This window comes from Pseudomonas sp. FW305-28, from assembly GCF_017351395.1.
Taxonomy (GTDB): domain Bacteria; phylum Pseudomonadota; class Gammaproteobacteria; order Pseudomonadales; family Pseudomonadaceae; genus Aquipseudomonas; species Aquipseudomonas fluorescens_AA.
This window is the reverse complement of record NZ_JACNDD010000170.1, coordinates 1-13,396: the sequence shown is the minus strand read 5'-3', so window position 1 is coordinate 13,396 and position 13,396 is coordinate 1. Positions and strand designations below refer to the sequence as shown.

Annotated in this window: 9 protein-coding genes and 1 pseudogene; 3 read left to right on the top strand and 7 right to left on the bottom strand. The window is 62.4% G+C overall.

From position 1 onward, the window contains the following. Nucleotides 1–270, bottom strand: a pseudogene (locus J4E53_RS26665) (two-component sensor histidine kinase); the annotation flags it as partial. A gap of 112 nt (nt 271–382) precedes the next feature. On the opposite strand from J4E53_RS26665, the gene J4E53_RS26660 reads away from it, so the two are divergent. The 3 genes from J4E53_RS26660 to J4E53_RS26650 are packed head-to-tail and all read left to right on the top strand — an operon-like array spanning nt 383 to nt 6,119. Beyond that, nucleotides 383–1,576 (top strand): efflux RND transporter periplasmic adaptor subunit, encoded by a 1,194-nt coding sequence (locus J4E53_RS26660; protein ID WP_103310851.1) that lies wholly within the window; start codon nt 383–385, stop codon nt 1,574–1,576. A 2-nt stretch (nt 1,577–1,578) separates the two neighbouring features. Further along, complete coding sequence (locus J4E53_RS26655; protein ID WP_103310853.1) at nt 1,579–4,725, top strand: efflux RND transporter permease subunit; 3,147 nt, start codon at nt 1,579–1,581, stop codon at nt 4,723–4,725. Continuing rightward, complete coding sequence (locus J4E53_RS26650) at nt 4,722–6,119, top strand: efflux transporter outer membrane subunit (protein ID WP_103310858.1); 1,398 nt, start codon at nt 4,722–4,724, stop codon at nt 6,117–6,119. The genes J4E53_RS26655 and J4E53_RS26650 overlap by 4 nt, the downstream gene beginning before the upstream one ends. A gap of 258 nt (nt 6,120–6,377) precedes the next feature. On the opposite strand, the gene J4E53_RS26645 is transcribed toward J4E53_RS26650, so the two are convergent. From J4E53_RS26645 to J4E53_RS26620, 6 genes are all read right to left on the bottom strand, one after another. Continuing rightward, on the bottom strand, nt 6,378–7,376 hold the full coding sequence (locus J4E53_RS26645) for a helix-turn-helix domain-containing protein (RefSeq protein WP_103310860.1): 999 nt from the start codon (nt 7,374–7,376) through the stop codon (nt 6,378–6,380). Between the two features lie 88 nt (nt 7,377–7,464). Then, on the bottom strand, nt 7,465–8,943 hold the full coding sequence (locus J4E53_RS26640) for an aldehyde dehydrogenase family protein (RefSeq protein ID WP_060738142.1): 1,479 nt from the start codon (nt 8,941–8,943) through the stop codon (nt 7,465–7,467). 74 nt (nt 8,944–9,017) lie between these two features. Continuing rightward, the gene (locus J4E53_RS26635; protein ID WP_060738141.1) at nt 9,018–9,866 is read right to left on the bottom strand and encodes a VOC family protein; all 849 of its coding nucleotides are present in this window, start codon (nt 9,864–9,866) and stop codon (nt 9,018–9,020) included. A 22-nt stretch (nt 9,867–9,888) separates the two neighbouring features. Then, complete coding sequence (locus tag J4E53_RS26630; protein ID WP_103310862.1) at nt 9,889–11,535, bottom strand: bifunctional 3-(3-hydroxy-phenyl)propionate/3-hydroxycinnamic acid hydroxylase; 1,647 nt, start codon at nt 11,533–11,535, stop codon at nt 9,889–9,891. 21 nt (nt 11,536–11,556) lie between these two features. Next, nucleotides 11,557–12,378 (bottom strand): IclR family transcriptional regulator, encoded by an 822-nt coding sequence (locus J4E53_RS26625; protein ID WP_103310864.1) that lies wholly within the window; start codon nt 12,376–12,378, stop codon nt 11,557–11,559. A 2-nt stretch (nt 12,379–12,380) separates the two neighbouring features. Beyond that, entirely contained in the window at nt 12,381–13,232 is an 852-nt protein-coding gene (locus J4E53_RS26620; RefSeq protein ID WP_103310866.1) for a fumarylacetoacetate hydrolase family protein, read from the bottom strand. Nucleotides 13,233–13,396: the final 164 nt, after the last annotated feature.

The window sequence follows — 13,396 nt, the reverse complement described above, 5'->3', positions numbered from 1 at the left end:
CAGGAGCTCGAACCAGCGATCCGGCTGGTTGCGCAGGAATTCCCAGTCGCCTTCGCGCTCGTAGGCGCTGGCCAGGCGCGGCAGTACCGGCGTCATGCGCACCAGGGCCTGTTCGTTGAGGTAGTCCAGAAAGCCTTTGCCGAAGCTCCAGCCGTTGGCCACCCCCATGCTCAGGATGACGAACAGCACGCTGGCCAGTACGGCAATAAACAGCTTGGTGGAGATGCTCAGTTTCATGGGCTCGGGCAGTTCGATGAATGGCCCGACCATTTAGGCCCTGGCGCGATGAAGATTCAAGGGCGGCGGGCAATCTTCAATTTTCCTGCACATTTGCCTCGCAGTATGGCGCCTGGCTTGAACCATCCGTCTTGCAGAGGCATTTATGTCGACCAAATTATTCGCCAAATCCCTGGTGACCACCGCCATCCTGGTGTGCTTGATCGTTTTGTTCCTGTTGGGCGGTTGCTCCGGCGAATCGGCACCCACGCCCGAACCGCCCAAGGTGTCGGTGATCACCGTGCAGCCGCAAAGCCAGGCACTGACCACTGAGCTGGCCGGACGCACCCAGGCGTTCATGGTCGCCGAGATACGCCCGCAGGTCGGCGGTATCGTCCAGCAGCGCTTGTTTGTCGAAGGGGCCGAGGTCAAGGCCGGGCAGGCGCTGTACCAATTGGACGCAGCCTCCTACAAGGCCGCATTGGCGCAAGCCCAGGCGAACCTGGCCAAGGCCCGCGCCACGTTGAAGTCGGCCCAGGCCACGGCCAAGCGTGACGCACAGTTGGCGAAGATCGATGCCATCAGCCAGCAGGACAACGAAGATGCCCAGGCCAGCCTGCTGACTGCCGAAGCCGAATTGCAAGTGGCCCAGGCCGATGTCGACACCGCGCGCATCAACCTGGCGTATACCCGCATCGGTTCGCCCGTCAGTGGGCGCATCGAAACCTCGACGGTCACGCCTGGCGCGCTGGTGGTGGCCAACCAGGACAGCGCACTGACCACGGTGCAGCAGTTGGACCCGATGTATGTAGACGTCACCCAATCGACCACCGAGCTGTTGCGTCTCAAGCGCGACCTGGCCAGCGGTGTGCTCCGGAGCAATGGCGAAGGTGAGGCGCGGATCAGTCTCAAGCTCGATGACGGCAGCACCTACGGCCATGAAGGCCGTTTGAAGTTCAGTGGGGTCAGCGTCAATGAGGGCACTGGCACGGTGACCCTGCGGGCGCAAATCGCCAACCCGGACCGACTGTTGCTGCCGGGCATGTACGTGCGGGCGGTGCTGGAGCAGGCGCGGGATGACCAGGCCATCCTGATTCCGCAGAAGGCGGTGACCCGCAGTGCCAGCGGTGCGACTTCGGCCCTGGTGGTGGTCAATGGCAAGGTCGAGCAGCGCATGCTGACCATCGACCGCGCCGTGGATAACCAGTGGTGGGTCACGGCGGGGTTGAACGCGGGAGACCAGGTGATTGTCGAGGGCGGGCAGAAAGTCCGCGTCGGTGAAAGCGTCGTGGTACAGAACGCCGGTACCCGCAGCCGTACGCAGAAAGCAACGCCTGTTGCCATTGCGCAGGAGGGTTGAACATGGCGCGCTTCTTTATCGATCGACCGATTTTCGCCTGGGTCATCGCCATCGTCATCATGCTCGCTGGCGCCTTGTCCATCAGTCAGTTGCCCTTGGAACAGTACCCGGACATCGCGCCGCCGACGGTGCGTATTTCCGCGACCTACACCGGCGCCTCGGCCAAGACCGTCGAAGACTCGGTGACCCAGGTCATCGAACAGCAAATGAAGGGCCTGGACAACCTGACCTACATGTCGGCCTCCAGCGGCTCGGATGGCAGCGCCAGCATCAGCCTGACCTTCACCGCCGGTACCAACCCGGACGTGGCCCAGATGCAGGTGCAGAACAAGCTGCAACAGGCCGAGTCGAGGCTGCCGCAGTCGGTGCAGAGCGAGGGCCTGACCGTGACCAAGGGCGGTTCGGACTTCCTGATGATTGCCGCCCTGGCCTCCGACAATCCGAGCGTCACCGGCACGCAGATCGGCGATTACATTTCCAGCACCCTGCTCGATTCCATCAGCCGCATCGACGGCGTCGGCGACGTGCAGACATTGGGTTCCGGCTATGCCATGCGCATCTGGCTGGACCCGGCCCTGCTGGAAAAATACGCGCTGATGCCTTCGGATGTCAGCACGGCCCTGGAGGCGCAGAACACCGAGGTTTCTGCCGGTCAACTCGGCGCCATGCCGGCGGTGAAAGGTCAGCAGTTGAACGCCACCATCAGCGCCCGTAGCAAGCTGCAAACCGTCGAAGAGTTTCGCAACGTGGTGGTCAAGTCCACCAGCGACGGTGCGGTGGTGCTGCTCGGGGATGTGGCGCGGGTTGAATTGGGCAGTGAAAGCTACGATGTCGGTTCTGCCCTCAACGGCAAACCCGCTGCCGCCATGGGCGTCCAGCTCGCTGCCGGGGCCAACGCCCTGAACGTGGGCGAGGCGGTGAAGGCCAAGCTCAAGGAGCTGGAGGCGTTCTATCCGACGGAGCTGCAACTCAAGAACGTGATTGCCTACGACACCACGCCTTTTGTCAGCCTGTCCATCGAAGAGGTGGTCAAGTCACTGGGCGAGGCGATTGTCCTGGTGGTGCTGATCATGTTCCTTTTCCTGCAGAACCTGCGGGCCACGTTGATCCCCGCGATCACGGTGCCGGTGGTGCTGCTGGGTACATTCGGCGTGCTGGCGCTGTTCGGTTATTCGATCAACACCCTGACCATGTTCGCCATGGTCCTGGCCATCGGCCTGTTGGTGGACGACGCGATTGTGGTGGTGGAAAACGTCGAGCGGGTGATGGGCGAGCAGGGGCTGTCGGCCCTGGACGCCACGCGCCAGTCGATGGATGAAATCACCAGCGCCCTGGTCGGCATCGCCCTGGTGCTCAGTGCGGTGTTCATTCCCATGGCGTTTTTTGGCGGCTCCACTGGCGTTATCTACCGGCAGTTTTCGGTCACCATCGTCTCGGCCATGGTGCTCTCGGTACTCGTCGCCATGACGCTGACGCCGGCATTGTGCGCGACCCTGCTCAAGCCGTCCGATAGCCAGGGCCATGGTCCTCAACGCGGATTCTTCGGCTGGTTCAACCGCACGTTCGAGCGTGCTGCCGAGGCCTATAAACGCCAGGTGGGGGGCATTTTGCAGCGCGGGCGCGTCGGCTGGCTGGTGTATGGGCTGGTACTGTTGGCGATGGCCGCCGGTTATTTCAGCCTGCCGACTTCGTTCCTGCCTGACGAAGACCAGGGCATTCTCATGGCCCAGGTGCAGTTGCCAGTCGGGGCCACGGACAGCCGCACGCAAGCGGTGGTCAAGCAGTTCGAAAGCTACCTGCTCGAACAGCCGGAAGTCGAAGCACTGATCAGCATTTCCGGCCTGGGCATGAACGGCAACAGCCAGAACAGCGCCCGTGCATTCATTCGACTCAAGGACTGGAGCGAACGCACGGGGGCGGGGCAGGATGCGGCGTCCTTCGCCCAGCGCGCGACCATGGCACTGTCGAGCATCGGCGATGCCAATGTGTTCGTCATGCAGCCGCCGGCCGTGCGCGGCCTGGGGCAGACATCCGGCTTCGACCTGCAACTCAAGGACCTCGCCGGCCTGGGACATGACGCGCTGGTGGCGGCGCGGGAAAAACTCATCGAGCAGGCCAACCAGGACCCTCGCTTGCTGGGGGTTCGCAGCAATGGCCTGGACGATGCACCGCAACTCAAGGTCAACATCGATGATCGCAAGGCCGGGGCCTTGGGCCTGAGCACCAGCGACATCAACACCACGCTGTCCACGGCGTTGGGCGGCACTTACGTCAATGACTTCCTCAACCAGGGGCGCGTGAAGAAAGTCTACGTCCAGGGTGAGGCCGCGGCACGGATGCAGGCGGCTGACCTGGAGCACTGGTTCGTGCGCAACAGCAACGATGAGATGGTGCCGTTTTCCTCGTTCGCCAGCAGTTCGTGGAGCTACGGCTCGCCGTTGCTGGAACGCTACAACGGCAACGCCTCGATGGAGGTGGTTGGCGATCCGGCGCCCGGCATCAGTTCCGGGGACGCCATGGATGCGGTGGAAGCGCTGATCAAGCAATTGCCGGAGGGCATCGGCTACGAGTGGACCGGGCAGTCCTATCAGTTGCGCCTTTCCGGTTCGCAGGCGCCGTTGCTGTACGGGATTTCGGTGCTGTTCGTTTTCCTCTGCCTCGCTGCGCTCTATGAGAGTTGGTCGGTGCCTTTCTCGGTGATGCTGGTGGTGCCGCTGGGGGTGGTGGGCGCGGTGCTGGCTACCCGTGTCAGTGGCTTGAGTAACGATGTCTACTTTCAGGTCGGGTTATTGACCACCGTGGGGTTGGCCGCCAAGAACGCGATTCTGATCGTCGAGTTCGCCAAGCACCTGCAAGAGCAGGGCAACAGCTTGTGCGAGGCGACGCTGATCGCTGTGCGCCAACGCCTGCGGCCGATTCTCATGACGTCCCTGGCCTTCATGTTCGGTGTATTGCCCCTGGCCCTGAGTAGCGGCGCCGGTTCCGCCGGACGTCAGGCCATTGGTACCGGTGTGCTGGGCGGCATGTTGTCCGCCACGGTGTTGGGGATCTTCTTCGTTCCTTTGTTTTTCGTGCAGATTCGCCGGCGTTTCGCCCGCGTTTCCACGGCTTCGACCTCTGTTCCATCCGCCCAGTCAGGTGATGCATGATCAAGTTCCGCTGGCCATTGCTGGCCATCTTCACGCTGCTCGGTGGCTGCCTGAATCTGGCGCCGCAGTATGAACGCCCTGAGGCGCCAGTCCCCGAGCAATGGCTGCCGGCTGCCGGTACGCCCGAGGGCAAAGTGAGTGCCGACATCGAGTGGCAGCACTTTTTCACCGACAGCCGCCTGGCGCGCTTGCAGTCCCTGGCACTGAGCAACAACCGCGACCTGCGCCTGGCGGTCCTGAACGTTGAAAAGGCCCAGGCGCAATACCGCATCCAGCGCGCCGAGTCATTGCCTTCGATCGATGCCAGTGTCAGTGGCACTCACAGTCGCACGCCCGGAACGTTGTCCAGCACGGGCTCGGCGGCCACCACCCATGACTACAGTGCGCAACTGGGTTTGAGCAGTTATGAAGTGGATCTGTTCGGACGGGTGCAGAACCTTCAGGACGAAGCCCTGGAGGAGTATCTGTCCCTGACCGAAACCCGCCGCAGCACGCAGATCAGCCTGGTGGCCGAAGTGGCGACGGCCTGGCTGACTCTGGCGGCCGATAACGAGCGCTTGCACCTGGCCCAGGAGACCTTGCGCAGCCAGCAGGTGACCTACGAACTGACCCAACGCAGCCACGCCCTGGGTGGCTCCTCCGGTCTGTCCGTGGCCCAGGCGCAAACCACCGTGGAGTCGGCACGGGTCGACGCAGCGGCGTATGAAAGCCAGATCCTGCAGGATCGCAACGCCCTGCGGCTGCTGGTGGGCAGCGACATTCCCGAAGAGTTGTTGCCGGGTGCGTACCTGGAATCAGCCGCGGCGCTGGTGCAGGTGCCGGCAGAGCTGCCGTCCAGCCTGTTGCAACGACGCCCCGATGTGCTGGCCGCCGAGCACACGCTCAAGTCGGCCAATATCGACATCGGTGCCGCCCGTGCGGCGTTCTTTCCCAGTATCAGCCTGACGGCCAATGCCGGTTCCTCAAGCTCGGCCCTGTCCGGCCTGTTCAAGTCCGGCAGTGGCGCCTGGACGTTTGCCCCGAGCATCAGCCTGCCGATCTTCGATGCCGGCAGTAACCGCGCGACGCTGGACTCGGCGAAGACCGAGCGCGAGATCCAGGTGCAGACCTACCAGCAAACACTGCAGAGCGCCTTCAAGGAAGTGGCCGATGCCCTGGCGGAGCGCAGCACGCTGGATCGCCGTATCGAGGCCCAACAGGCGTTGACCGACGCCAGCCGCAAGAGCTTCGAGCTCTCCGACGCTTTGTACCGTGGCGGTTCCCAGAGCTATCTCGACGCCCTCGACGCCCAGCGTTCCCTGTACAGCGCGCAACAGGACCTGATCACCCTGCGCCTGACCGAGCAGAGCAACCGCGTGACGTTGTACAAGGTGATGGGCGGCGGTTGGAATTAAGAAGCGCTGTGGGAGGAGTACCTGTGAGAGGAGTGTCCTGTGAGAGCCAAGCCCCCTTGTGGGAGCCGAGCTTGCTCGCGATAGCGTCAGCACATTCACCATCCCTGCCAACTGACCCACCGCCATCGCGAGCAAGCTCAGCTCCCACAGGAGATTTGTGGTGAACACCGAATCCATGCCCCCCGAGCCGCCCTGTGGCAGTGAGCAAGCTCAGCTCCTACAGGGGATATCGTGAACCCATATGAATTGGAAACAGGCTCAAGCGGCCGTCGATTTTTCCCGGCTGTCGCTCGCGGTGTCACGAAATAGCCGGGGCGACATGCCGAACGTCGATTTGAAATGCCGGCTGAAGTGGGAACTGCTGCCATAGCCCCAGGCGTAGGCGATCTCGGTGAGCGAGCGGTGGGCGTGTTCCCGGTTGCGCAGGTCCTCGGCACAACGTGACAGGCGCCGTTGCCAGATGTATTCGCTGACACTGCACCCCAGTTCATCCTGGAAGGCGCGGTGCAGGCTGCGTACCGAGCACTGTTCGGCGTTGGCGATGCGTTCGATGGTCAGGTCGCGGTCGGCCAGGTGGCGCTCGATGTACGCCTTGAGGCGGTTCTGCTTGAAGAAGCGGAAGTCGTGTTCGAGCTGCTTTTCTTCCTGCTTGTTCTTCAGCGCGTTATCCAGCAGCCCGGTGATGCTGTCACCGATCAGCCCGGCCGAATGGTTGTTCAGCAAGGGATATTGGTTATAGGCATCGCTGATCAGGTGTATGAGCATCCGCCCCAGTCCATTGCGACCATTAAGGTGCATGTCGGCGGTTTGCGCGAACTGCCCGGACGCCCCCTGGAACAGCAGGATGAAATGTTCGCAGCCTTGCGTGCTGGTTACGTTGAACGGTTTGCCGCAGTCGACCAGGAGCATTTCGTCAGGGGCCAGCACGCTGCTTTGCTGGCCTTGCTCGAAATGACTGACGCCGGCCACCTGCATGATCAACATGCGCGGGGTGTCGAGGGCGTCGACCGCTTTGCTCAGGTGGCGCGAATATCGATGGGCGCTGGCGGTCATTCGACAGAAACGCAACTGGCCCAGGTCCCCGTACTCCAGCCGGCCCTGGAAGTTGCTGTCATGCAATGGGTCGATGAACGTCGATTCCAGCCGTTTTATATAGTCCGGCGTTCGCCCCAGGTGATCGCTCATGAACTCTTTCCATTTCATCAGGCGGTCGGAGCGAACAACCTGATCGGTGGACACGCAGGCTAAATGGTTCATTTTTCGCCTCTGTTTATTATTGTTTTCTGACGGATCGGGCAAAGGGGTCGATTTGCCCGATCCGGGTCTGATCAAGGGTGCCACAGATTCAGAACGGGTAGTGATGGCCTCCCGGCTGCCAGGTCACCCAATGGGCACGGGTAAACTCATCCAGGGCATAGTGACCGTTGAAGCGCCCGAGGCCGGAATTCTTTTCACCACCGAACGGGGCATTGGGTTGGTCATCGACGGTGATGTCGTTGATATGGGTCATGCCCGCCACAATGCCACGGGCGAAGTTCAAGCCACGGGCCATGTCCCGGGTGAACACGGCACTGGACAGGCCATACTCGCTGGCGTTGGCCAACGCCAATGCATGGGTTTGGTTTTCTGCGACCAGCAGCGGCAGCAGGGGGCCGAACGTTTCATCGCGGGCCAGTTCCTGATCGGCTCCCACTTCACCGAACACATGGGCAGGCAGCACCAGCCCGGATGCCGGGCCGCCGCACAGTTGCTTGAGGCCGGCACTCCGGGCGCCGTCGAGCTTGCGCAACAGGCCATCGAGCTGGCTCTGATTGACCACTGGCCCGATCACCGTGTCTGCCTTGGTCGGATCACCCGTCTTGAGGTTGCGCACGCGCTCCACCACCAGCGACGCGAAATCGGCATACAGCGAGCGGTCGACGATTACTCGGTTGACGCTCATGCAGATCTGGCCCTGGTGCAGGAAACGCCCGACCACCGCCGCGTGCGCCGCAACGTCAATGTCGGCGTCATCCAGCACCACCAGCGGCGCGTTACCGCCCAGTTCCAGGGCCACGCGCTTGATGTGTTTGCCACCGGTGGCAATACGGCCGACATTGCGTCCCACATCCGTCGAACCGGTGAAGGAAATCAGGCTCGGCACCGGGTGCTCGACAAAGGCATCGCCGATTTCCGAGCCCGCGCCGACCACCACGTTGAGCGAGCCCTCGGGGAAGCCGGCCTCTTCGAACAGGTGGGCAATCAGCAGGCCGCCGGTCACCGCTGTGTCGCTGGCGGGCTTGAGCACGATCGTGTTGCCCAGGGCGAGTGCCGGCACCACCGAGCGCATGCTCAGGTACAGCGGGAAATTCCATGGACTGATCACACCCACCACACCCAAGGGTTCACGGAAGACAAAGCTCTGTTCGCCGGGCTTGTAGCTGGTCAGGATCCGACCTTCGACCTGCATCGGCATCGTCGTGCATTCGCGCACCAGGTTCAGCGTGAACTGCCATTCCATGCTCGCCTTGATCCGGGTGCTGCCGGATTCGTGGATCAGCCAGTCGATGATTTCTTCGCGGCGGTTCTGGATGACCTTGGCGAGCTTTTCAAGTTGTGCGCCGCGCTGGGTGGGGTGCAGTTGTGCCCACGGTGCCTGCGCCTTTTGCGCCGCCTGATAGGCGTCGTCGAGATCGGCAATCGAGGCCAGGGGCATCTCCAGCAACTGTTCGCCGTTGAAGGGGTTGCGGTCGTCCAGGCGGCGTGCGGAGCGCCCTGCACGCCAGGTGCCGTTGATGTATTGGTCGCCGTTGATGGCGTAGGGCGCGAGCGGTTGAGTCGTCATGGTCTTTTACCTTTGGAGGCAGGTGATCGCCTCGTTTAGAAATTAAGGGTGCAAACGCCGATGAGGGAAACTGCTCAGCTCCTGATCCAGGCGCGGCCCCAGGAATTGAGTGTGTATTCCTCTTGTGCCCAGACACCGGGCTGGCGGCTGGCATCGGTGACTTCCAGCTCAGCCGAGAACTCCAGGCGATTGCGATCGGCATCGACCACCATGAAAAACAGGTTGTTGCCCGGCCCATGTCGGCCGGGCCCGAAGAAAATGGTGATGCGTTCCTTGGCGAAGCGATCACCCCAGTCGCGTATGTCATTCCATTCGTTGGTTTCGTAACAGTGGTGGTCCCACTCGTTTTTCGAACCGCGGAAAAACGCCAAGGTGTGGTGCTCGTCGTCCGAGCGCAGGAAGCACGTCATGAGTTGGCCGGTCTGCTCGTCCACGACGTTGTCCGAAACCGTGAAGCCCACCGTGTTGACGTAGAAATCGATCATGGCTTCCAGCTCCGTGGTCTGGAACACCACATGTTGCAAGCGGCCGGGCATGCCCTGGCCCGAGTTCTGGAGAGCGGGGTGAGCGACGCCAAATATCGTTTGCCGGCCCTGGGGATCACGGATCAGGAAAGCCCCCGTTTCGAGCAATGGCGAGTCGAGCTCTTCGATGAAACAGCCATTGCCGAGCAGGCGAACCCGCAGTGCTTGCAGGCGAGGCTGACTGCCCAGGTCGAACGCCGCCGCGAGCAGGCCACTGTGGTCGGCGGGAGACACGAGCATGGCGCGTTGCGGGCCGCTGAGCATCCAGCTGCCATCGGCTTGCGCCTGGCTGTCCATGTCCAGCATCCGTCGATAGAAATCGATTTGCCGTTGCGCGTCCTTGCTCGCCAGGTGCAGGTAGCACAGGCGTGCAGGTGTGGAAGTCTGGAGTGTTTGCATAACCACCTCTGTGCTTGAAGGTTTAATGAAAGACGGGCGCGATGCTCGGCTCGATTGCGCTGCTGTGGGCCGCGGCGATGCCGAACAGCGACTGCAACGATTCGGCGGCCCGGGTTTCGGTAGCCTTGTCGAAAATCGCGGCGATATAGCGATCCGGGCGCAGCAGCAGGAACGGGTGTGAATCGCCCAGCAGCGTTTTGAGCTGGCCTTCACGGTCCTGGAGCACCGTGCAGCCGGGGATCGACGGCATGGCCTGGACGGACGCGGGCAGGATCAGGATGCGTCTGGCTTCAAGGTGGCTCCAGAGGCCATGCTTGAGTTCATCGATACGCTGGCGGGTCGGGTCGCCGTATTGAATCAAGGCGAAGCCGGCGCCGATGGTGTCATCGAGCAGGCGTTCTTGGCCGTGGGCGTCGGTGAGCATCGGTTGCGGGAACATCTGTCCGCAGGACAACGTGCCTGCTTGCCCTTCGGTCAGCACCAGGCCCCGGGTGAAGCGGGGTTTGGGCTTGAAGCGCATTTGCAGGAAGTAATCGCGCAACGGCGGCAACAGGCCGACCAAGGCGAATGCGCCACTGATCAGACGAGCACGCAGGACGGTGGCCGGAGCCATGACCACGCCGAGGTTCAAGGCCAACTTGATCAATGCCCATGCATGATCACGACGCTCGCTTTCGTAGGACAGCAGGGCGCTTTCCGCCATTTTCCCCTTCAGCACGCCGACCAGCTTCCAGCCCAGGTTGTGGGCATCGCGAACGCCGCTGTTCATGCCTTGCCCGGCATAGGGCGGGGTCAGGTGAGCGGCGTCGCCGGCGAGAAACACCCGCTGCACCTGCCACCGCTCGGCGACCCGGGCATGGAAGGTGTAGACCGTCTTGCGCACGATGGAAACCGGCGCGTCACCCTTGAAGGGGCGCAGCAATGCTTGCAGGCAGGTTTCGTCGAGCACCTGTTCGTCCGTTTCTCCGGGCTTGAGCAGGAACTCGAATCGGCGCGTACGGTGAGGGCCGGGCACTTCCACCACCGGACGCCTGGCGTCGCAATACACGCGGGTCTGCCAGAAGGGGTCGTCGTCCTGGTCGGTATCGACCACCAGCCAGCGCGAGGAGAAGCTCGAACCGACCATTTCGATCCCGAGTTGCTTGCGCACCGGGCTACGGCCACCGTCGCAGGCCACCAGGTAAGCTGCGTGGACTTCCATCAGTTGCCCTTCGGCGTCACGCACCAGAGCGCATACGCCGTGTTGGTCCTGGGTGAACTCCACCAGCTCGTGGCTGAACCGAGCCGTCAGGCTGGCAAAACGTTCGAGGCCTCGCCTGAGGGTGTTTTCAAACAGCGGTTGGCGAAACGCGTTGCGCTTGGGGAAGCCATACAGCTTGCCGGTCGGCTCGACCTTGCCGAAGCAGCGACCGCCGGGCCGGGTGAAGTAATGCACGCCGTAGCCGGGCACGACATCACGCAGCACAGCGGCATCGAGCCCGATGGCCTGCATGGTGCGCAAGGACTCGTCGTCGATTGAAACCGCCCGCGGTTCGGTCACGGTGCCCGGCTTGCGATCGATGATCAGGGTGTCCACATCGGCTTGGCCGAGCAGGTTGGCCAGGGTCAGCCCGGTAGGGCCGGCACCGATGACCAGGACCTGGGTGTTGATGCGTTTGAGGGTTGTCATTGTTATTCCCTTCCGGATGGCTCAGCCCAGTGGCTTGGCGCGGTTGGCGAGCGCAGCCATGCGTTGCGACAGTTCCTGCGCCAGGGCAAGGATCTGTTGCCCTTGTGCCTCTTCCTGGGCGCTGTCGCGTTCTCGGACCGGGCGCACGCAACTGATGCTGCCGACGACCTTGCCATCGCCGTCGAAGATCGGCGCGGCCAGGCCATAGACGCCCGCGTCGACTTCACCTGCGCTGGCCACATAGCCTTGGCGACGCAGTTGCTGCAACGAGCGACGAAACGCTTCCCAGGTCTGGCCAAGTTGACTGGCGCGCACTTCATCGGGGTGGTCGAGAAACAGTTGGCTGTGTTGGCGCGAGGTCATGTTGGCGAGGATCGCCTTGGACGTCGCTCCCAGGAACAAGGGCCTGGGTGAGCCACGGGAGTAGCTGACCTCACTGAACAGGTCCCCGTGCTGGTGAATGCACACAACCTGGTCCTTGAACAGCCGGCAGATCAGCCACACCTGTTGTTCGCTCCACTGCGGGAAGCTGGGCTCAAGCGATTGCGCGGCGCGTACGAGGGGGTCGCTCAGGCGCAGTTGGCGGTCCCAGGTAATGATTCGCGCGCCCAGGGCATAACGCCCGGCTTCGACCTGGAATAACAGGTTGGCTTCGGCCAATTCGCGCACGTAGCGGTAGATCGTCGAACGGGTAAAACCCAGGGCGCCGCCCATGTCGTCCACCGCCCAGATCGGGCTCTGTTCGGTGAACAGGTCGAGTACCCGCAACATGCGCTCCAGGCTCGAACCTTTGCTGTCGCCATCCTGCTCGGGCAGGGCGTCAGGGGTGTGTAGGTTTTCCATGTTTACTGCTCATCCACGATGCTGTTGCGCAGGGTGCCGACTCGAGCAATCTCGACCTCCACCTGATCGCCTGGCTTCATCCACACCGGCGGCTCGCGGAACGCTCCGACGCCGCCGGTGGTGCCGGTGACAATCACGTCACCGGGGGCCAGTTCGGTGAAGGTGGAGCAGTACTCGATCAGCTGGCGCACATCGAAAATCATGTCGCTGGTGCGGGTGTGCTGCATCACTTCGCCATTCAGGCGGGTGGTCAATTCCAGGTCCTGCGGGTCGCCGATCTCGTCGCCGGTCACCAGCCAGGGGCCGAAACCGCCAGTGTTCGGGAAGTTCTTGCCGGGGACGAACTGAATGGTGTGCTTCTGCCAGTCGCGGACACTGCCGTCGTTGTAGCAGGCATAACCGGCGACGTAGTCCAGCGCGTCGGCAGGTTTGACGTGGCGGGCCGCTTTACCGATCACCACCGCCAGCTCGCCCTCGAAATCAAGCTTGTGGGACGCGGTCGGGCGAACGATGGGTTGCAGGTGGGCGGTCTGGCTGTCGGCGAAGCGGATAAAGATCATCGGATAGGTCGGCATTTCCCGACCGGTTTCGCGCACGTGGGTGGCGTAGTTGATGCCGATGCACAGCACTTTGCCCGGGTTCGGGATCACCGGCAGGAACGTCACTTCAGCCAAGGGAATACGCGGCAGGCCTGCCAGGCGCGCAGGGCTCAGTTCGTTCAGGCGGTTGTGGCCGATGGCCTGTTTGAGATCGCTGCCAAGGGTTGGTTTGAGCGATTCCAGGTCGATGACTTGATCACCTTCGATCACACCGTAGCTGCGACGGCCTTGGACAATAAAGCTTGCGAGTTTCATAGGGGCTCCTGGAGAGAGGGAGGGTGCAATGAGGGTTAATCTAGTCTTGCGATAAAATCCTGTAAAGTAGGATTTATGCAAAAATCCTAAAATATGGAATTTATGTGTTTTTAGGCGAGGCTGTACCTTTGGCGGACCTGGGGAGCAGGGGGAGGGGGAGGCAG